The organism is Anaeromassilibacillus sp. Marseille-P3371, from assembly GCF_900169665.1.
GTDB lineage: Bacteria > Bacillota > Clostridia > Oscillospirales > Acutalibacteraceae > Anaeromassilibacillus.
Window position 1 is genome coordinate 1,859,871 of sequence record NZ_LT835157.1, and the last position, 20,321, is coordinate 1,880,191.

The following is a 20,321-nucleotide window of genomic DNA, read 5'->3' on the forward strand; positions in this document are numbered from 1 at the left end:
CCACAGGCGGCAAATCTCTTTGCTTTCTCTTGCTTCTTCCAGCCGAAGCCCCTCGTTTCTGCGAAGGCCCGCTTTCTTTCACCAAAGGCGGTAAATCTCTTTGCCTCCTTTTGCTTCTTCCAGCCGCAGGCCCCTCGCTTCTGCAAAGGCCCCGCTTTCTTTCGTCACAGGCGGCAAATCTTTTGCCTCCTCTTGCTTCTTCCAGCCGAACCCCCTCGCTTCTGCGAAGGCCCGTGTTCTTCCACCAAAGGCGGCAAATCTCGTTGCCTCCTCTTACTTCTTCCAGCCGAACCCCCTCGCTCCTGCGAAGGCCCGCTTTCTTTCGCCACAGGCGGCAAATCTCTTTGCCTCCTCTTGCTTTTTCCAGCCGCAGACCCCTCGTTTCTGCGAAGGCCCGTTTTCTTCCACAAAGGCGTTAAATGTCTTTACTTCCTCTTGCTTCTTCCAGCCGCAGGCCCACGCTTCTGCGAAGGCCCGCTTTCTTCCACCACAGGCGGCAAATCTCTTTGCTTTCTCTTGCTTCTTCCAGCCGAAGCCCCTCGTTTCTGCGAAGGCCCGCTTTCTTTCACCAAAGGCGGTAAATCTCTTTGCCTCCTTTTGCTTCTTCCAGCCGCAGGCCCACGCTTCTGCAAAGCCCCGCTTCCTTCCACCAAAGGCGGCAAGTCTTTTGCCTCCTATTGCTTCTTCCAGCCGCAGGCCCCTCGCTTCTGCGAAGGCCCGCTTTCTTTCGCCACAGGCGGCAAGTCTTTTGCCTCCTATTGCTTCTTCCAGCCGCAGGCCCTCGTTTCTGCAAAGGCCCATGTTCTTCCACCACAGGCGGCAAGTCTTTTGCCTCCTCTTGCTTCTTCCAGTCGAAGCCCCTCGCTCCTGCAAAGGCCCGTTTTCTTCCACAAAGGTGGCAAATCTCGTTGCCTCCTCTTGCTTCTTCCAGCCGCAGGCCCACGCTTCTGCGAAAGCCCGCTTTCTTTCGCCACAGGCGGCAAGTCTTTTGCCTCCTCTTGCTTCTTCCAGCCGCAGGCCCCTCGCTCCTGCAAAGGCCCGCTTTCTTTCGCCAAAGGCGGTAAATCTCTTTGCTTTCTCTTGCTGCTTCCAGCCGCAGGCCCCTCGCTCCTGCAAAGGCCCGCTTTCTTCCACCACAGGCGGCAAATCTTTTACCTTCTCTTGCTTCTTCCAGCCGCAGGCCCCTCGCTCCTGCAAAGACCCCGCTTTCTTTCGCCAAAGGCGGCAAATCTTTTGCCTCCTCTTGCTTCTTCCAGCCGAAGCCCCTCGCTCCTGCGAAGTTCCCGCCTGTATGAAGTCCTCGCCTTTATCCAGAAATTAACCTTCGAAAAAGAACCCAAAAGGCTCTCTGTTGGACAAGCTAGAAACCGTATGGAAACGAACGGAGGTGATCCCGGCAAATTTTCACAGGCCGCATTCCTTGGAAGCCAGCCCCGAAACCTGCGCCGGCCTCAAACCGCCCGGTTGACTGCCAAAAAAATCGCCGCCGCTTGCCTTCCTGTGGTAGAATACTGGTATATGTTCCCGTCCGACGAAGCATACATCCCCCGCCCCACCATTTACAGCAAAGGAGAAAAAATCATGGACATTCAAATCAAAGCGCGATTTTTCCAAAGCAATCCAATTCGCCATTACAGGGATGCACTTTGAGTGGTATCTGGACAACCCGTTTCTTTTGCAGCTCTACGGCCGGTATTTCTGGTATCTGGAACTCTCTCGCGCCACCCAGGTCATCGCCGCATATGCCGGAGAAGAACTCGCAGGGGTTCTGCTTGCAGAACTGGAAGGAGAGCCTAAAAAATACCGTTCCCTCTGGAAGACCATCTATGTGAAGCTGTTCGAATTTGTGCAGAATACCTTTTATCAGGACAGCGCGGGAACCTATGCGTCGGCTACCCAGCAGCTTCTCTCCTCCTATCTGGCTTCCCACCGGCCCGACGGAGAAATTGTCTTTCTCGCCGCAAATCCAGCGGTCAAGGGCAAAGGGATTGGAAGCCTTCTGCTCTCTGAGTTGGAACGCCGGGAGAATGGCAAAACCCTTTTTCTTCATACCGACGACGCCTGTACCTATCCATTCTATGAGCACCGCGGTTTTACGCGTGTCGGGGAAAAGGATATTTGCATGGAAATGGGCCAAAAACAGGTGCCATTGAAATGCCTGTTGTATAGTAAAACCTTGGGAAAGCCCTGCGCCTCCAAAGCCTCGCCCACCGCAAGCCCTTCCGAACTGTAAACAAAAAAACGGCTCCCCACAATGTGAGGAGCCTACATGGAGCGAACGACGAGGCTCGAACTCGCTACCTCCACCTTGGCAAGGTGGCGCTCTACCAGATGAGCTACGTTCGCATGTCTTGCAGCCGTTTTGCTCGGTGCGTGAATTATTATACGATAGCCTTCCCCATTTGTCAACACTTTTTTTCAAAATTTTTCCGGGCGCGTTTTGCCCCTGCATTCCGGCGGGATTCCGTCCTTTCCTTCTCTTGTGGGGGTTTCCCATTTGACATCGGACATGCTATAATAAAAGCATTCCATGGGATTCCACGGCGTTTTGCGCTCTACGGCTTCGCGGCGCCGGCAGCGGCCGGACGTTGTCTGTGTTGCCGTCATCCGCCGTCTGTTGCCGGATATTCCCAAAGACAAATGGAGGGACGAATTTGTACTTACTCAACCTGGGCGTATGGAACGCGGTCTTTGCTGTGCCGTGCGCCGTTGTAGATCAATACATAAAGATTGCCAGCCCCAACCAGTTAAAGGTGTTGCTGTGGGTCCTGCGCCACGCGGACCACGGTTTTGAGGCAAAGGAACCGGCACAGGCGCTGGGGCTTTCCGAGGATGCGGTCGGCGAGGCGCTGCTCTTCTGGCAACAGGAAGCCGGGCTCTTGGCGTCCAGCGGCGTCGAGCTCAAACCTGCGGCATCCAACGCACAGACAGCCCCAGTGGAAGGGCCAGCCGTCTCGGCCGTCCCCACGCCTTCCCCCGCCCCTGTGCCGGACCCTCCGGCCGCCGTCCCTGCCAAAGCGCGGCCTGCGGCGATCCTCACCCGCCCGCAGAAGCCGGACAATGCGTTTGTTGCCAAGCGGATGGCGGAATCGGAGGAAATCGCTTACATGATGCAGGAGGCCCAGTGTATTCTGGGACGTCTGCTGAGCAATGGCTGTTCGGCCACGCTTTTGATGCTGCACGACGATTTCGGGCTGCCGGTGGACGTCATCCTGATGCTGCTGCAATACGCGGCCAGCGCGGGCAAGACGAGCACCCGTTATATTGAGAAAGTCGGCATGGATTGGGCGGAGGAGGAGATATTCAGCCACCAGAAGGCGGAGGAAAAACTGCGCCGGATTGCAGAAAACGCCAAGGCGTGGCATGTGGTGGAACAAACCCTGGGCATCGCCCACCGCTCGCCCACCGCCAAGGAGGAGACGCTCGCCGCGGTATGGGTCAACGATTGGGGGTTTACGCCCATCCTTTTGCGCGAGGCGTACGAGCGCTGTGTGGACACAAAGGGCCAGTTGAATCTGAGCTATATGAACGGCATCCTCACCCGCTGGCATGAGCAGGGAATCACCACACTGCAACAGGCGCAGGAGGAGAAACTCCGCAAGGCGGCGGCGCGCAAGCAGGAAGCGTCCGCGAAGAGCACCTATAACATCGAGGAATTTGAGCGCTCCGGCGCATTCGATCATTTTAACGGGGAGTGACGGAAGTGGGATACAGCAGAGAGGTCTACCAGGCAGCGGCGGCGGCGCTGGCAGAGCAAAAGGCGCGCGCAGAGCAAACGGCAGAGACGCACCGCACGGAGCTGTACAGCGCGTTTCCACGCGCGGAGCAGATCGAGCGGGAACTCGCTACAACGGCGATCACGGCCGCCCGCGCGGTGCTGCATGGCGCGGACGCGAAGGCGCACTTGAACCGCCTTAAAGAACACAACCAGGCCCTACAGCGCGAGCTGGACGGCTTGTTGCAGGAGGCAGGGCTTCCAAAGGACTACCTGGAGCCGCACTACGCCTGTCCCCGGTGTTCGGATACCGGTTATGTGGACGGCCGTATGTGCGACTGTCTGAAAAAGCGCCTGCGCGCGGAAGCATACCGGAGTTTAAACACCCTCACCCCCCTCTCCCTCTCGACGTTTGAGACTTTCTCGCTGGACTACTATTCGGAGCAGGCGGATGCCTCCGGGCGTTCCGAGCGCGGGGCGATGGCGCGGGTGTTGGACATCTGCATGACCTACGCGCAGAATTTCTCCCTGCGCAGTTCCAACTTGATCCTGATGGGAGGCACCGGACTGGGAAAAACACATCTTTCCCTAGCGATTGCAAACGCGGCCATTGAGAAGGGATTTGGCGTGGTTTACGGGTCTGTGAACAACATTGTTTCGAAACTGGAACGTGAACACTTTGGGCGTGAGGAGGAAACCGACACCGGTTCCCTCCTGCTCGACTGCGACCTGTTGATTTTGGACGATCTCGGCACAGAATTCCGCACGGCGTTTGCCGTCGCAGAAATCTATAACATTGTCAACACGCGCCAGATGGCGCAGCGTCCGACGATCATCAGTACCAACCTGACGATGAAGGAGATCGAGGAGCGCTACACAGAGCGCTTTGCCTCGCGCATTCTGGGCGGTTATGTGCGTCTGCCGTTCTGTGGGCGGGACGTCCGCCTGCAAAAGCGGATGCGCCGCGCCGCGGACCAGGGCTAAGGCCGGCCGCCTAAAGGCAAGAAAAGCTATTTTATTAAATGGGAAAGTACATTTCCGTATGATCGGAAAAGGAAAAGCGAAACAAACCGGACCTTTCCGACCGCAGCATAAACAAGAGAAATGGGCAAGTTTGTGAACGCCCATCCAGGAAAATATGCTACTTAGCTGGACTGGATGCCCGGCTAAGCCGAACCAACCCCTGCGCCCGGCCGAAGGCCGCCCCGCAGATGGCAAAAAAACGAAAGCACCGTCGGATTTCCCTGAAACAGATCAAAGTTTTGCCAGGTTTGCCTTGCCACACCAAGCCTTGCGCCCGGTAGAAGGCCGCCCCGCAGACAGCGAAAAAAACAAAAGCACNTTTGCTTCTTCCAGCCGCAGGCCCACGCTTCTGCAAAGCCCCGCTTCCTTCCACCAAAGGCGGCAAGTCTTTTGCCTCCTATTGCTTCTTCCAGCCGCAGGCCCCTCGCTTCTGCGAAGGCCCGCTTTCTTTCGCCACAGGCGGCAAGTCTTTTGCCTCCTATTGCTTCTTCCAGCCGCAGGCCCTCGTTTCTGCAAAGGCCCATGTTCTTCCACCACAGGCGGCAAGTCTTTTGCCTCCTCTTGCTTCTTCCAGTCGAAGCCCCTCGCTCCTGCAAAGGCCCGTTTTCTTCCACAAAGGTGGCAAATCTCGTTGCCTCCTCTTGCTTCTTCCAGCCGCAGGCCCACGCTTCTGCGAAAGCCCGCTTTCTTTCGCCACAGGCGGCAAGTCTTTTGCCTCCTCTTGCTTCTTCCAGCCGCAGGCCCCTCGCTCCTGCAAAGGCCCGCTTTCTTTCGCCAAAGGCGGTAAATCTCTTTGCTTTCTCTTGCTGCTTCCAGCCGCAGGCCCCTCGCTCCTGCAAAGGCCCGCTTTCTTCCACCACAGGCGGCAAATCTTTTACCTTCTCTTGCTTCTTCCAGCCGCAGGCCCCTCGCTCCTGCAAAGACCCCGCTTTCTTTCGCCAAAGGCGGCAAATCTTTTGCCTCCTCTTGCTTCTTCCAGCCGAAGCCCCTCGCTCCTGCGAAGTTCCCGCCTGTATGAAGTCCTCGCCTTTATCCAGAAATTAACCTTCGAAAAAGAACCCAAAAGGCTCTCTGTTGGACAAGCTAGAAACCGTATGGAAACGAACGGAGGTGATCCCGGCAAATTTTCACAGGCCGCATTCCTTGGAAGCCAGCCCCGAAACCTGCGCCGGCCTCAAACCGCCCGGTTGACTGCCAAAAAAATCGCCGCCGCTTGCCTTCCTGTGGTAGAATACTGGTATATGTTCCCGTCCGACGAAGCATACATCCCCCGCCCCACCATTTACAGCAAAGGAGAAAAAATCATGGACATTCAAATCAAAGCGCGATTTTTCCAAAGCAATCCAATTCGCCATTACAGGGATGCACTTTGAGTGGTATCTGGACAACCCGTTTCTTTTGCAGCTCTACGGCCGGTATTTCTGGTATCTGGAACTCTCTCGCGCCACCCAGGTCATCGCCGCATATGCCGGAGAAGAACTCGCAGGGGTTCTGCTTGCAGAACTGGAAGGAGAGCCTAAAAAATACCGTTCCCTCTGGAAGACCATCTATGTGAAGCTGTTCGAATTTGTGCAGAATACCTTTTATCAGGACAGCGCGGGAACCTATGCGTCGGCTACCCAGCAGCTTCTCTCCTCCTATCTGGCTTCCCACCGGCCCGACGGAGAAATTGTCTTTCTCGCCGCAAATCCAGCGGTCAAGGGCAAAGGGATTGGAAGCCTTCTGCTCTCTGAGTTGGAACGCCGGGAGAATGGCAAAACCCTTTTTCTTCATACCGACGACGCCTGTACCTATCCATTCTATGAGCACCGCGGTTTTACGCGTGTCGGGGAAAAGGATATTTGCATGGAAATGGGCCAAAAACAGGTGCCATTGAAATGCCTGTTGTATAGTAAAACCTTGGGAAAGCCCTGCGCCTCCAAAGCCTCGCCCACCGCAAGCCCTTCCGAACTGTAAACAAAAAAACGGCTCCCCACAATGTGAGGAGCCTACATGGAGCGAACGACGAGGCTCGAACTCGCTACCTCCACCTTGGCAAGGTGGCGCTCTACCAGATGAGCTACGTTCGCATGTCTTGCAGCCGTTTTGCTCGGTGCGTGAATTATTATACGATAGCCTTCCCCATTTGTCAACACTTTTTTTCAAAATTTTTCCGGGCGCGTTTTGCCCCTGCATTCCGGCGGGATTCCGTCCTTTCCTTCTCTTGTGGGGGTTTCCCATTTGACATCGGACATGCTATAATAAAAGCATTCCATGGGATTCCACGGCGTTTTGCGCTCTACGGCTTCGCGGCGCCGGCAGCGGCCGGACGTTGTCTGTGTTGCCGTCATCCGCCGTCTGTTGCCGGATATTCCCAAAGACAAATGGAGGGACGAATTTGTACTTACTCAACCTGGGCGTATGGAACGCGGTCTTTGCTGTGCCGTGCGCCGTTGTAGATCAATACATAAAGATTGCCAGCCCCAACCAGTTAAAGGTGTTGCTGTGGGTCCTGCGCCACGCGGACCACGGTTTTGAGGCAAAGGAACCGGCACAGGCGCTGGGGCTTTCCGAGGATGCGGTCGGCGAGGCGCTGCTCTTCTGGCAACAGGAAGCCGGGCTCTTGGCGTCCAGCGGCGTCGAGCTCAAACCTGCGGCATCCAACGCACAGACAGCCCCAGTGGAAGGGCCAGCCGTCTCGGCCGTCCCCACGCCTTCCCCCGCCCCTGTGCCGGACCCTCCGGCCGCCGTCCCTGCCAAAGCGCGGCCTGCGGCGATCCTCACCCGCCCGCAGAAGCCGGACAATGCGTTTGTTGCCAAGCGGATGGCGGAATCGGAGGAAATCGCTTACATGATGCAGGAGGCCCAGTGTATTCTGGGACGTCTGCTGAGCAATGGCTGTTCGGCCACGCTTTTGATGCTGCACGACGATTTCGGGCTGCCGGTGGACGTCATCCTGATGCTGCTGCAATACGCGGCCAGCGCGGGCAAGACGAGCACCCGTTATATTGAGAAAGTCGGCATGGATTGGGCGGAGGAGGAGATATTCAGCCACCAGAAGGCGGAGGAAAAACTGCGCCGGATTGCAGAAAACGCCAAGGCGTGGCATGTGGTGGAACAAACCCTGGGCATCGCCCACCGCTCGCCCACCGCCAAGGAGGAGACGCTCGCCGCGGTATGGGTCAACGATTGGGGGTTTACGCCCATCCTTTTGCGCGAGGCGTACGAGCGCTGTGTGGACACAAAGGGCCAGTTGAATCTGAGCTATATGAACGGCATCCTCACCCGCTGGCATGAGCAGGGAATCACCACACTGCAACAGGCGCAGGAGGAGAAACTCCGCAAGGCGGCGGCGCGCAAGCAGGAAGCGTCCGCGAAGAGCACCTATAACATCGAGGAATTTGAGCGCTCCGGCGCATTCGATCATTTTAACGGGGAGTGACGGAAGTGGGATACAGCAGAGAGGTCTACCAGGCAGCGGCGGCGGCGCTGGCAGAGCAAAAGGCGCGCGCAGAGCAAACGGCAGAGACGCACCGCACGGAGCTGTACAGCGCGTTTCCACGCGCGGAGCAGATCGAGCGGGAACTCGCTACAACGGCGATCACGGCCGCCCGCGCGGTGCTGCATGGCGCGGACGCGAAGGCGCACTTGAACCGCCTTAAAGAACACAACCAGGCCCTACAGCGCGAGCTGGACGGCTTGTTGCAGGAGGCAGGGCTTCCAAAGGACTACCTGGAGCCGCACTACGCCTGTCCCCGGTGTTCGGATACCGGTTATGTGGACGGCCGTATGTGCGACTGTCTGAAAAAGCGCCTGCGCGCGGAAGCATACCGGAGTTTAAACACCCTCACCCCCCTCTCCCTCTCGACGTTTGAGACTTTCTCGCTGGACTACTATTCGGAGCAGGCGGATGCCTCCGGGCGTTCCGAGCGCGGGGCGATGGCGCGGGTGTTGGACATCTGCATGACCTACGCGCAGAATTTCTCCCTGCGCAGTTCCAACTTGATCCTGATGGGAGGCACCGGACTGGGAAAAACACATCTTTCCCTAGCGATTGCAAACGCGGCCATTGAGAAGGGATTTGGCGTGGTTTACGGGTCTGTGAACAACATTGTTTCGAAACTGGAACGTGAACACTTTGGGCGTGAGGAGGAAACCGACACCGGTTCCCTCCTGCTCGACTGCGACCTGTTGATTTTGGACGATCTCGGCACAGAATTCCGCACGGCGTTTGCCGTCGCAGAAATCTATAACATTGTCAACACGCGCCAGATGGCGCAGCGTCCGACGATCATCAGTACCAACCTGACGATGAAGGAGATCGAGGAGCGCTACACAGAGCGCTTTGCCTCGCGCATTCTGGGCGGTTATGTGCGTCTGCCGTTCTGTGGGCGGGACGTCCGCCTGCAAAAGCGGATGCGCCGCGCCGCGGACCAGGGCTAAGGCCGGCCGCCTAAAGGCAAGAAAAGCTATTTTATTAAATGGGAAAGTACATTTCCGTATGATCGGAAAAGGAAAAGCGAAACAAACCGGACCTTTCCGACCGCAGCATAAACAAGAGAAATGGGCAAGTTTGTGAACGCCCATCCAGGAAAATATGCTACTTAGCTGGACTGGATGCCCGGCTAAGCCGAACCAACCCCTGCGCCCGGCCGAAGGCCGCCCCGCAGATGGCAAAAAAACGAAAGCACCGTCGGATTTCCCTGAAACAGATCAAAGTTTTGCCAGGTTTGCCTTGCCACACCAAGCCTTGCGCCCGGTAGAAGGCCGCCCCGCAGACAGCGAAAAAAACAAAAGCACGATCGCATTTCCCTGAAACAGATCAAAGCTTGCCAGGTTTGTCTCGCCACACCAAGCCTTGCGCCCGGTAGAAGGCCGCCCCGCAGACAGCGAAAAAAGCAAAAGCACAATCGGATTTCCCTGAAACAGATCAAAGCTTGCCAGGTTTGCCTCGCTACACCAAGCCAAGCCTTGCGCCCAGACGAAAGCCGCCCCGCAGACAGCGAAAAAACAAAAGCACGATCGGTTTTCCCTGAAACAGATCAAAGTTTTGCCAGGATTGTCTCGCCACACCAAACCAATCCCTGCGCCCGGCCGAAGGCCGCCCCGCAGATGGCAAAAAAACGAAAGCACCGTCGCATTTCCCTGAAACAGATCAAAGCTTGCCAGGTTTGCCCCGCCACATCAAGCCAACCCTTGCGCCCGGCCGAAGGCCGCCCCGCAGACAGCGAAAAAAACGAAAGCACGGCCCAGCAGGAATTCCCCGCTGTAGAGCCGTGCTTTTTATTAGGATAATTTTTACACGCCGTTCCGATTTGCGCCATCGGACACAACGATCCTTGTAGCCCATCCCGAAAAGAGGCCGCCCTAAAAGAGCGATGAGATAAGAAACATTTTAGGGACAGCCTGCAACCATCCTCTTTATTCTCTTAAATACAATGCCCTAAAAGATACGTTGAGCTCGGAGAAACCTGTATGGGACGAAAATCAGTCTTCCCTGGGCGGGTTGTTAGTGCGCCTACAAGTTTTCTTAATACAATGCCCCCANAAAGGAGAAAAAATCATGGACATTCAAATCAAAGCGCGATTTTTCCAAAGCAATCCAATTCGCCATTACAGGGATGCACTTTGAGTGGTATCTGGACAACCCGTTTCTTTTGCAGCTCTACGGCCGGTATTTCTGGTATCTGGAACTCTCTCGCGCCACCCAGGTCATCGCCGCATATGCCGGAGAAGAACTCGCAGGGGTTCTGCTTGCAGAACTGGAAGGAGAGCCTAAAAAATACCGTTCCCTCTGGAAGACCATCTATGTGAAGCTGTTCGAATTTGTGCAGAATACCTTTTATCAGGACAGCGCGGGAACCTATGCGTCGGCTACCCAGCAGCTTCTCTCCTCCTATCTGGCTTCCCACCGGCCCGACGGAGAAATTGTCTTTCTCGCCGCAAATCCAGCGGTCAAGGGCAAAGGGATTGGAAGCCTTCTGCTCTCTGAGTTGGAACGCCGGGAGAATGGCAAAACCCTTTTTCTTCATACCGACGACGCCTGTACCTATCCATTCTATGAGCACCGCGGTTTTACGCGTGTCGGGGAAAAGGATATTTGCATGGAAATGGGCCAAAAACAGGTGCCATTGAAATGCCTGTTGTATAGTAAAACCTTGGGAAAGCCCTGCGCCTCCAAAGCCTCGCCCACCGCAAGCCCTTCCGAACTGTAAACAAAAAAACGGCTCCCCACAATGTGAGGAGCCTACATGGAGCGAACGACGAGGCTCGAACTCGCTACCTCCACCTTGGCAAGGTGGCGCTCTACCAGATGAGCTACGTTCGCATGTCTTGCAGCCGTTTTGCTCGGTGCGTGAATTATTATACGATAGCCTTCCCCATTTGTCAACACTTTTTTTCAAAATTTTTCCGGGCGCGTTTTGCCCCTGCATTCCGGCGGGATTCCGTCCTTTCCTTCTCTTGTGGGGGTTTCCCATTTGACATCGGACATGCTATAATAAAAGCATTCCATGGGATTCCACGGCGTTTTGCGCTCTACGGCTTCGCGGCGCCGGCAGCGGCCGGACGTTGTCTGTGTTGCCGTCATCCGCCGTCTGTTGCCGGATATTCCCAAAGACAAATGGAGGGACGAATTTGTACTTACTCAACCTGGGCGTATGGAACGCGGTCTTTGCTGTGCCGTGCGCCGTTGTAGATCAATACATAAAGATTGCCAGCCCCAACCAGTTAAAGGTGTTGCTGTGGGTCCTGCGCCACGCGGACCACGGTTTTGAGGCAAAGGAACCGGCACAGGCGCTGGGGCTTTCCGAGGATGCGGTCGGCGAGGCGCTGCTCTTCTGGCAACAGGAAGCCGGGCTCTTGGCGTCCAGCGGCGTCGAGCTCAAACCTGCGGCATCCAACGCACAGACAGCCCCAGTGGAAGGGCCAGCCGTCTCGGCCGTCCCCACGCCTTCCCCCGCCCCTGTGCCGGACCCTCCGGCCGCCGTCCCTGCCAAAGCGCGGCCTGCGGCGATCCTCACCCGCCCGCAGAAGCCGGACAATGCGTTTGTTGCCAAGCGGATGGCGGAATCGGAGGAAATCGCTTACATGATGCAGGAGGCCCAGTGTATTCTGGGACGTCTGCTGAGCAATGGCTGTTCGGCCACGCTTTTGATGCTGCACGACGATTTCGGGCTGCCGGTGGACGTCATCCTGATGCTGCTGCAATACGCGGCCAGCGCGGGCAAGACGAGCACCCGTTATATTGAGAAAGTCGGCATGGATTGGGCGGAGGAGGAGATATTCAGCCACCAGAAGGCGGAGGAAAAACTGCGCCGGATTGCAGAAAACGCCAAGGCGTGGCATGTGGTGGAACAAACCCTGGGCATCGCCCACCGCTCGCCCACCGCCAAGGAGGAGACGCTCGCCGCGGTATGGGTCAACGATTGGGGGTTTACGCCCATCCTTTTGCGCGAGGCGTACGAGCGCTGTGTGGACACAAAGGGCCAGTTGAATCTGAGCTATATGAACGGCATCCTCACCCGCTGGCATGAGCAGGGAATCACCACACTGCAACAGGCGCAGGAGGAGAAACTCCGCAAGGCGGCGGCGCGCAAGCAGGAAGCGTCCGCGAAGAGCACCTATAACATCGAGGAATTTGAGCGCTCCGGCGCATTCGATCATTTTAACGGGGAGTGACGGAAGTGGGATACAGCAGAGAGGTCTACCAGGCAGCGGCGGCGGCGCTGGCAGAGCAAAAGGCGCGCGCAGAGCAAACGGCAGAGACGCACCGCACGGAGCTGTACAGCGCGTTTCCACGCGCGGAGCAGATCGAGCGGGAACTCGCTACAACGGCGATCACGGCCGCCCGCGCGGTGCTGCATGGCGCGGACGCGAAGGCGCACTTGAACCGCCTTAAAGAACACAACCAGGCCCTACAGCGCGAGCTGGACGGCTTGTTGCAGGAGGCAGGGCTTCCAAAGGACTACCTGGAGCCGCACTACGCCTGTCCCCGGTGTTCGGATACCGGTTATGTGGACGGCCGTATGTGCGACTGTCTGAAAAAGCGCCTGCGCGCGGAAGCATACCGGAGTTTAAACACCCTCACCCCCCTCTCCCTCTCGACGTTTGAGACTTTCTCGCTGGACTACTATTCGGAGCAGGCGGATGCCTCCGGGCGTTCCGAGCGCGGGGCGATGGCGCGGGTGTTGGACATCTGCATGACCTACGCGCAGAATTTCTCCCTGCGCAGTTCCAACTTGATCCTGATGGGAGGCACCGGACTGGGAAAAACACATCTTTCCCTAGCGATTGCAAACGCGGCCATTGAGAAGGGATTTGGCGTGGTTTACGGGTCTGTGAACAACATTGTTTCGAAACTGGAACGTGAACACTTTGGGCGTGAGGAGGAAACCGACACCGGTTCCCTCCTGCTCGACTGCGACCTGTTGATTTTGGACGATCTCGGCACAGAATTCCGCACGGCGTTTGCCGTCGCAGAAATCTATAACATTGTCAACACGCGCCAGATGGCGCAGCGTCCGACGATCATCAGTACCAACCTGACGATGAAGGAGATCGAGGAGCGCTACACAGAGCGCTTTGCCTCGCGCATTCTGGGCGGTTATGTGCGTCTGCCGTTCTGTGGGCGGGACGTCCGCCTGCAAAAGCGGATGCGCCGCGCCGCGGACCAGGGCTAAGGCCGGCCGCCTAAAGGCAAGAAAAGCTATTTTATTAAATGGGAAAGTACATTTCCGTATGATCGGAAAAGGAAAAGCGAAACAAACCGGACCTTTCCGACCGCAGCATAAACAAGAGAAATGGGCAAGTTTGTGAACGCCCATCCAGGAAAATATGCTACTTAGCTGGACTGGATGCCCGGCTAAGCCGAACCAACCCCTGCGCCCGGCCGAAGGCCGCCCCGCAGATGGCAAAAAAACGAAAGCACCGTCGGATTTCCCTGAAACAGATCAAAGTTTTGCCAGGTTTGCCTTGCCACACCAAGCCTTGCGCCCGGTAGAAGGCCGCCCCGCAGACAGCGAAAAAAACAAAAGCACGATCGCATTTCCCTGAAACAGATCAAAGCTTGCCAGGTTTGTCTCGCCACACCAAGCCTTGCGCCCGGTAGAAGGCCGCCCCGCAGACAGCGAAAAAAGCAAAAGCACAATCGGATTTCCCTGAAACAGATCAAAGCTTGCCAGGTTTGCCTCGCTACACCAAGCCAAGCCTTGCGCCCAGACGAAAGCCGCCCCGCAGACAGCGAAAAAACAAAAGCACGATCGGTTTTCCCTGAAACAGATCAAAGTTTTGCCAGGATTGTCTCGCCACACCAAACCAATCCCTGCGCCCGGCCGAAGGCCGCCCCGCAGATGGCAAAAAAACGAAAGCACCGTCGCATTTCCCTGAAACAGATCAAAGCTTGCCAGGTTTGCCCCGCCACATCAAGCCAACCCTTGCGCCCGGCCGAAGGCCGCCCCGCAGACAGCGAAAAAAACGAAAGCACGGCCCAGCAGGAATTCCCCGCTGTAGAGCCGTGCTTTTTATTAGGATAATTTTTACACGCCGTTCCGATTTGCGCCATCGGACACAACGATCCTTGTAGCCCATCCCGAAAAGAGGCCGCCCTAAAAGAGCGATGAGATAAGAAACATTTTAGGGACAGCCTGCAACCATCCTCTTTATTCTCTTAAATACAATGCCCTAAAAGATACGTTGAGCTCGGAGAAACCTGTATGGGACGAAAATCAGTCTTCCCTGGGCGGGTTGTTAGTGCGCCTACAAGTTTTCTTAATACAATGCCCCCAAAGCGGGCGATTTTCCAATCAGCCAGGATTTCCCTGAGCGGCCGGAGTTTCCCAATCGCCACGACAACCGCTGTCCATAACGCCGTCCGTCTCTCTTCACATGGAACCCAAAGCCCATTCCATGCGTCTACAAAACTTTCCATCGCTCGCTTCCGCAGGCTCTTCTGCTTCCATTTGCGTTCCCATATTTTTCATATAAAGAAACCCGTGGATGTAAGAACATTCCTTTCACCAACACGCCGTGCCGTGCCTTACCGGCATTTCCCAGGAAACCGTTATGCCTCGCCGTAGTCGCCCAGTGTGCCGAGGCTTTGGGCTTTTAGGTATGCATTGATAAAGCCGTCGAGGTCGCCGTCCATCACCGCGTTGATATTGCCGGATTCAAAGCCGGTGCGGTGATCCTTGACCAGCGTATACGGCATAAAGACATACGAGCGGATCTGAGAACCCCATGCGATCTCTTTCTGCACGCCCTTGATGTCCTCGATGCGCTCCAAATTTTCGCGCTCTTTGATTTCCAACAGCTTGGACTTCAACATGCGCATAGCGACGTCGCGGTTCTGATACTGGCTGCGCTCCACCTGGCAGGAGACCACAATGCCGGTCGGGATGTGCGTCAAGCGCACCGCAGAGGACGTCTTGTTGACCTTCTGGCCGCCCGCGCCGCTCGCGCGGTATACGTCCATCTTGATGTCCGCCGGGTCGATCTCGATTTCGATGGTGTCGTCGATTTCGGGCATGACTTCCAGGGAAGCGAACGAAGTATGGCGCCGTCCGGAGGCATCGAACGGAGACACGCGCACCAAGCGGTGTACCCCGCCCTCGCTTTTCAGGAAACCATAGGCGTTTTCGCCTTCGATGAGGATGCTGGCGCTTTTGAGGCCCGCCTCTTCGCCGTCCAGATAGTCCAGGGTACTGACCTTAAAGTTGTGGCGCTCTCCCCAGCGGCAGTACATGCGGTAGAGCATTTCCGCCCAGTCCTGCGCTTCGGTCCCGCCTGCGCCCGCGTGGAAGGTGAGGATGGCGTTCTTGTTGTCATACTCGCCGTTGAGCAGCGTAGAAAGGCGCTGCGTCTCCAAGCTTTCGCGGATTTTCTTCAATTCATCCTTGGCCTCGGGCAGCAGGGATTCATCCCCCTCCTCGTTGCCGAGCTCGATCAGAGCCATCGTGTCGTCATAAGCGGCGGTCAATTTCTCATACGCCGCAATCTTATCCTTCAGCGAGCTGGAGCGTTGTAAAATCTTTTGGGAATTCTGCGTATCGTCCCAGAATCCCGGCATTGAAGCCTTGGTGTCCAGTTCCGCAATCTCATTGCGCATGCGTTCCAGGCCCAGCGCCTCGGCCAAGTCGTCGATTTCCGGGCGCAGCCCTTCCAGTTCCAGCCTTAACTCATCAAATTGCAGCATACTACCATCCTTAAACATTGATTTCATCCATAGTAAACCGGCGTTTACCGTCTAACTGGATAATTATATCGGATTTTCCGAAATTTGTAAAGGGGGCCGCGGGGCAAGAAACCGGCTGCTCGGATTGGCAATTTCTGCACACCACAGCCCAAATGCATCAAGGGTCTTTACTTTTTTCGTTTCATGTGTTATTCTGTAGGAAATGAAACAAGGGGGTGCGGCTGGATGTCGGCTATCTGCAAGTAACAGGACAATAAAAAATTTGTTTTCATCGGGAAACGATGTGTTTTTTGTTGTGCTTATTTTGCGGATGGTTGTTCTGGCTGGCTTGTTGCCCAGGCTGTTGTTTGGCTGGCTTTCTCCCTTGGGAGTTGTGTGTGAAGGCCCGTATCCTGGTATACGATTGTCTTTTTATAAGGCAAGACGCCCCAACAAAATCCGTATATGAGAACGATTCAGATAACTCATCTTCTCGGGAGTTATCTTTTTTTATTGTCCTGACACAGATTGAATACAACTGATTCTAAATTGTGTAAGGAGATATAACTCACTATGAACCGTGAAAACAAAAAGAAAAAGTACGAAAAAGGATATTATAAGACACATGCATGTACGGATAGTTTCACTTGTAAAAACTGTGGCCGCCTGGTTGTCTCTGCGGGAGCCGGCACCGACCACCGCAATCACTGTCCCAATTGCCTATCGAGCCTCCACGTGGACACAGAGCCGGGGGACCGCGCCTCTGACTGTGGAAGCATCATGGAGCCGGTAGCGGTGTGGGTCCGGAAGAATGGCGAATGGGCCATTATCCATCGTTGCCGCCGCTGTGGAAAGCTCAGTTCCAACCGTGTAGCCGCAGACGACAACCCGATGAAACTGATGTCCATCGCCATGAAACCCCTGTGCGCCCCGCCGTTCCCATTGGAACGCATCGAGGAAATGACCGAACTTATGGCGGGGAGCGGGACCATGGGGTTTTGAACAACGTTCTATGCTTGCCGGGCTGCCGGAGGACTTCCGGCGGCAATGCGGCCGGTTGAGGGAGCGAACCCCCTTGTCCCCCGCGGAGTTGCTGCTGTACAACACGTTAGACGTTCGGGTAGCCTCTCTTCTTGGGGTGTTGCTGTTTGCGGGTTGCAGCTTTCGTTTTCCTATCAAACCCATTTAAAAGTCTTTCGTCAAACAATAACCAGCCGGGCGGTTTCCACATAGGGGACCGCCCGGTTTTTACATCGCAGTCTGTCTTTTAAAAATTTAACAAAAGCGCTTTTATTCGTTTTTAACGTCCCGCAAGGCCCGCCACTTGCAGCGTCCCAAAGGCCGGGCTTCCCCCGGCCCTTCTCAATTGACGCGCCGCAGTCCACCCGATGGCGCTCAAAGCCCGAATTCCTTCGCATTGGATTGAGCGATGCAGTCCCTCGAAACCACTTGAAAAATCACTTGAAACACCCGCAAGGCCCGCCGTTCGTAACGTNGACGAAAGCCGCCCCGCAGACAGCGAAAAAACAAAAGCACGATCGGTTTTCCCTGAAACAGATCAAAGTTTTGCCAGGATTGTCTCGCCACACCAAACCAATCCCTGCGCCCGGCCGAAGGCCGCCCCGCAGATGGCAAAAAAACGAAAGCACCGTCGCATTTCCCTGAAACAGATCAAAGCTTGCCAGGTTTGCCCCGCCACATCAAGCCAACCCTTGCGCCCGGCCGAAGGCCGCCCCGCAGACAGCGAAAAAAACGAAAGCACGGCCCAGCAGGAATTCCCCGCTGTAGAGCCGTGCTTTTTATTAGGATAATTTTTACACGCCGTTCCGATTTGCGCCATCGGACACAACGATCCTTGTAGCCCATCCCGAAAAGAGGCCGCCCTAAAAGAGCGATGAGATAAGAAACATTTTAGGGACAGCCTGCAACCATCCTCTTTATTCTCTTAAATACAATGCCCTAAAAGATACGTTGAGCTCGGAGAAACCTGTATGGGACGAAAATCAGTCTTCCCTGGGCGGGTTGTTAGTGCGCCTACAAGTTTTCTTAATACAATGCCCCCAAAGCGGGCGATTTTCCAATCAGCCAGGATTTCCCTGAGCGGCCGGAGTTTCCCAATCGCCACGACAACCGCTGTCCATAACGCCGTCCGTCTCTCTTCACATGGAACCCAAAGCCCATTCCATGCGTCTACAAAACTTTCCATCGCTCGCTTCCGCAGGCTCTTCTGCTTCCATTTGCGTTCCCATATTTTTCATATAAAGAAACCCGTGGATGTAAGAACATTCCTTTCACCAACACGCCGTGCCGTGCCTTACCGGCATTTCCCAGGAAACCGTTATGCCTCGCCGTAGTCGCCCAGTGTGCCGAGGCTTTGGGCTTTTAGGTATGCATTGATAAAGCCGTCGAGGTCGCCGTCCATCACCGCGTTGATATTGCCGGATTCAAAGCCGGTGCGGTGATCCTTGACCAGCGTATACGGCATAAAGACATACGAGCGGATCTGAGAACCCCATGCGATCTCTTTCTGCACGCCCTTGATGTCCTCGATGCGCTCCAAATTTTCGCGCTCTTTGATTTCCAACAGCTTGGACTTCAACATGCGCATAGCGACGTCGCGGTTCTGATACTGGCTGCGCTCCACCTGGCAGGAGACCACAATGCCGGTCGGGATGTGCGTCAAGCGCACCGCAGAGGACGTCTTGTTGACCTTCTGGCCGCCCGCGCCGCTCGCGCGGTATACGTCCATCTTGATGTCCGCCGGGTCGATCTCGATTTCGATGGTGTCGTCGATTTCGGGCATGACTTCCAGGGAAGCGAACGAAGTATGGCGCCGTCCGGAGGCATCGAACGGAGACACGCGCACCAAGCGGTGTACCCCGCCCTCGCTTTTCAGGAAACCATAGGCGTTTTCGCCTTCGATGAGGATGCTGGCGCTTTTGAGGCCCGCCTCTTCGCCGTCCAGATAGTCCAGGGTACTGACCTTAAAGTTGTGGCGCTCTCCCCAGCGGCAGTACATGCGGTAGAGCATTTCCGCCCAGTCCTGCGCTTCGGTCCCGCCTGCGCCCGCGTGGAAGGTGAGGATGGCGTTCTTGTTGTCATACTCGCCGTTGAGCAGCGTAGAAAGGCGCTGCGTCTCCAAGCTTTCGCGGATTTTCTTCAATTCATCCTTGGCCTCGGGCAGCAGGGATTCATCCCCCTCCTCGTTGCCGAGCTCGATCAGAGCCATCGTGTCGTCATAAGCGGCGGTCAATTTCTCATACGCCGCAATCTTATCCTTCAGCGAGCTGGAGCGTTGTAAAATCTTTTGGGAATTCTGCGTATCGTCCCAGAATCCCGGCATTGAAGCCTTGGTGTCCAGTTCCGCAATCTCATTGCGCATGCGTTCCAGGCCCAGCGCCTCGGCCAAGTCGTCGATTTCCGGGCGCAGCCCTTCCAGTTCCAGCCTTAACTCATCAAATTGCAGCATACTACCATCCTTAAACATTGATTTCATCCATAGTAAACCGGCGTTTACCGTCTAACTGGATAATTATATCGGATTTTCCGAAATTTGTAAAGGGGGCCGCGGGGCAAGAAACCGGCTGCTCGGATTGGCAATTTCTGCACACCACAGCCCAAATGCATCAAGGGTCTTTACTTTTTTCGTTTCATGTGTTATTCTGTAGGAAATGAAACAAGGGGGTGCGGCTGGATGTCGGCTATCTGCAAGTAACAGGACAATAAAAAATTTGTTTTCATCGGGAAACGATGTGTTTTTTGTTGTGCTTATTTTGCGGATGGTTGTTCTGGCTGGCTTGTTGCCCAGGCTGTTGTTTGGCTGGCTTTCTCCCTTGGGAGTTGTGTGTGAAGGCCCGTATCCTGGTATACGATTGTCTTTTTATAAGGCAAGACGCCCCAACAAAATCCGTATATGAGAACGATTCAGATAACTCATCTTCTCGGGAGTTATCTTTTTTTATTGTCCTGACACAGATTGAATACAACTGATTCTAAATTGTGTAAGGAGATATAACTCACTATGAACCGTGAAAACAAAAAGAAAAAGTACGAAAAAGGATATTATAAGACACATGCATGTACGGATAGTTTCACTTGTAAAAACTGTGGCCGCCTGGTTGTCTCTGCGGGAGCCGGCACCGACCACCGCAATCACTGTCCCAATTGCCTATCGAGCCTCCACGTGGACACAGAGCCGGGGGACCGCGCCTCTGACTGTGGAAGCATCATGGAGCCGGTAGCGGTGTGGGTCCGGAAGAATGGCGAATGGGCCATTATCCATCGTTGCCGCCGCTGTGGAAAGCTCAGTTCCAACCGTGTAGCCGCAGACGACAACCCGATGAAACTGATGTCCATCGCCATGAAACCCCTGTGCGCCCCGCCGTTCCCATTGGAACGCATCGAGGAAATGACCGAACTTATGGCGGGGAGCGG

The 20,321-nt window shown here is 55.5% G+C and carries 18 protein-coding genes and 3 tRNA genes; 13 read left to right on the plus strand and 8 right to left on the minus strand.

Annotated features, from left to right (window positions below):
- Positions 1-273: 273 nt before the first annotated feature.
- Positions 274-1,197, minus strand: coding sequence for a hypothetical protein (locus B9Y59_RS07315; RefSeq protein ID WP_085532663.1), 924 nt, complete (start codon positions 1,195-1,197; stop codon positions 274-276).
- Positions 1,198-1,371: 174 nt separating this feature from the next.
- Between B9Y59_RS07315 and B9Y59_RS07320 the strand changes: the two genes are divergently transcribed.
- Positions 1,372-1,650 (plus strand): hypothetical protein, encoded by a 279-nt coding sequence (locus B9Y59_RS07320; RefSeq protein ID WP_143255261.1) that lies wholly within the window; start codon positions 1,372-1,374, stop codon positions 1,648-1,650.
- Positions 1,640-2,233 (plus strand): GNAT family N-acetyltransferase, encoded by a 594-nt coding sequence (locus B9Y59_RS07325; protein ID WP_085532667.1) that lies wholly within the window; start codon positions 1,640-1,642, stop codon positions 2,231-2,233. Before B9Y59_RS07320 ends, B9Y59_RS07325 begins: the two co-directional genes overlap by 11 nt.
- Before the next feature lie 37 nt (positions 2,234-2,270).
- Here the strand turns inward: B9Y59_RS07325 and B9Y59_RS07330 are convergent.
- A tRNA-Gly gene (locus tag B9Y59_RS07330) sits at positions 2,271-2,346 on the minus strand.
- Between the two features lie 308 nt (positions 2,347-2,654).
- Here B9Y59_RS07330 and B9Y59_RS07340 point away from each other — a divergent pair.
- From B9Y59_RS07340 to B9Y59_RS07360, 4 genes are all read left to right on the plus strand, one after another.
- Positions 2,655-3,698 (plus strand): DnaD domain protein, encoded by a 1,044-nt coding sequence (locus B9Y59_RS07340; protein ID WP_085532671.1) that lies wholly within the window; start codon positions 2,655-2,657, stop codon positions 3,696-3,698.
- 5 nt (positions 3,699-3,703) lie between these two features.
- Complete coding sequence (locus tag B9Y59_RS07345; protein ID WP_054324945.1) at positions 3,704-4,699, plus strand: ATP-binding protein; 996 nt, start codon at positions 3,704-3,706, stop codon at positions 4,697-4,699.
- Positions 4,700-5,832: 1,133 nt separating this feature from the next.
- On the plus strand, positions 5,833-6,111 hold the full coding sequence (locus tag B9Y59_RS07355) for a hypothetical protein (RefSeq protein WP_143255261.1): 279 nt from the start codon (positions 5,833-5,835) through the stop codon (positions 6,109-6,111).
- Positions 6,101-6,694, plus strand: a complete 594-nt coding sequence (locus tag B9Y59_RS07360) for a GNAT family N-acetyltransferase (protein ID WP_085532667.1) — start codon at positions 6,101-6,103, stop codon at positions 6,692-6,694. Before B9Y59_RS07355 ends, B9Y59_RS07360 begins: the two co-directional genes overlap by 11 nt.
- 37 nt (positions 6,695-6,731) lie before the next feature.
- On the opposite strand, the gene B9Y59_RS07365 is transcribed toward B9Y59_RS07360, so the two are convergent.
- Positions 6,732-6,807: transfer RNA gene (locus tag B9Y59_RS07365), tRNA-Gly, on the minus strand.
- Between the two features lie 308 nt (positions 6,808-7,115).
- Between B9Y59_RS07365 and B9Y59_RS07375 the strand changes: the two genes are divergently transcribed.
- On the plus strand, positions 7,116-8,159 hold the full coding sequence (locus B9Y59_RS07375; RefSeq protein ID WP_085532671.1) for a DnaD domain protein: 1,044 nt from the start codon (positions 7,116-7,118) through the stop codon (positions 8,157-8,159).
- Positions 8,160-8,164: 5 nt separating this feature from the next.
- Entirely contained in the window at positions 8,165-9,160 is a 996-nt protein-coding gene (locus tag B9Y59_RS07380; protein ID WP_054324945.1) for an ATP-binding protein, read from the plus strand.
- A 270-nt stretch (positions 9,161-9,430) separates the two neighbouring features.
- Here the strand turns inward: B9Y59_RS07380 and B9Y59_RS15230 are convergent, their stop codons facing one another.
- Positions 9,431-9,685 carry a hypothetical protein gene (locus B9Y59_RS15230; RefSeq protein ID WP_143255262.1) on the minus strand — a complete coding sequence of 85 codons (255 nt, stop codon included), beginning with the start codon at positions 9,683-9,685 and terminating at the stop codon, positions 9,431-9,433.
- A gap of 653 nt (positions 9,686-10,338) precedes the next feature.
- On the opposite strand from B9Y59_RS15230, the gene B9Y59_RS07390 reads away from it, so the two are divergent.
- The gene (locus tag B9Y59_RS07390) at positions 10,339-10,932 is read left to right on the plus strand and encodes a GNAT family N-acetyltransferase (protein ID WP_085532667.1); all 594 of its coding nucleotides are present in this window, start codon (positions 10,339-10,341) and stop codon (positions 10,930-10,932) included.
- Positions 10,933-10,969: 37 nt separating this feature from the next.
- Here the strand turns inward: B9Y59_RS07390 and B9Y59_RS07395 are convergent.
- Positions 10,970-11,045, minus strand: a tRNA-Gly gene (locus B9Y59_RS07395).
- 308 nt (positions 11,046-11,353) lie between these two features.
- On the opposite strand from B9Y59_RS07395, the gene B9Y59_RS07405 reads away from it, so the two are divergent.
- Together B9Y59_RS07405 and B9Y59_RS07410 are read left to right on the plus strand one after the other, a co-directional pair.
- Positions 11,354-12,397 (plus strand): DnaD domain protein, encoded by a 1,044-nt coding sequence (locus B9Y59_RS07405; protein WP_085532671.1) that lies wholly within the window; start codon positions 11,354-11,356, stop codon positions 12,395-12,397.
- Between the two features lie 5 nt (positions 12,398-12,402).
- Positions 12,403-13,398 carry an ATP-binding protein gene (locus B9Y59_RS07410; RefSeq protein WP_054324945.1) on the plus strand — a complete coding sequence of 332 codons (996 nt, stop codon included), beginning with the start codon at positions 12,403-12,405 and terminating at the stop codon, positions 13,396-13,398.
- 270 nt (positions 13,399-13,668) lie between these two features.
- On the opposite strand, the gene B9Y59_RS15235 is transcribed toward B9Y59_RS07410, so the two are convergent.
- Positions 13,669-13,923 carry a hypothetical protein gene (locus B9Y59_RS15235; protein ID WP_143255262.1) on the minus strand — a complete coding sequence of 85 codons (255 nt, stop codon included), beginning with the start codon at positions 13,921-13,923 and terminating at the stop codon, positions 13,669-13,671.
- An 854-nt stretch (positions 13,924-14,777) separates the two neighbouring features.
- Positions 14,778-15,908, minus strand: coding sequence for a peptide chain release factor 2 (prfB, locus tag B9Y59_RS07420; protein WP_085532678.1), 1,131 nt, complete (start codon positions 15,906-15,908; stop codon positions 14,778-14,780).
- A 552-nt stretch (positions 15,909-16,460) separates the two neighbouring features.
- Between prfB (B9Y59_RS07420) and B9Y59_RS07425 the strand changes: the two genes are divergently transcribed.
- Positions 16,461-16,889 carry an RNHCP domain-containing protein gene (locus B9Y59_RS07425; RefSeq protein ID WP_085532680.1) on the plus strand — a complete coding sequence of 143 codons (429 nt, stop codon included), beginning with the start codon at positions 16,461-16,463 and terminating at the stop codon, positions 16,887-16,889.
- A gap of 1,336 nt (positions 16,890-18,225) precedes the next feature.
- Here the strand turns inward: B9Y59_RS07425 and prfB (B9Y59_RS07435) are convergent.
- Entirely contained in the window at positions 18,226-19,356 is a 1,131-nt protein-coding gene (prfB, locus tag B9Y59_RS07435) for a peptide chain release factor 2 (RefSeq protein WP_085532678.1), read from the minus strand.
- Between the two features lie 552 nt (positions 19,357-19,908).
- Here prfB (B9Y59_RS07435) and B9Y59_RS07440 point away from each other — a divergent pair.
- Positions 19,909-20,321: RNHCP domain-containing protein (locus B9Y59_RS07440; RefSeq protein ID WP_085534562.1), on the plus strand; the 413-nt coding region annotated here is incomplete at its 3' end.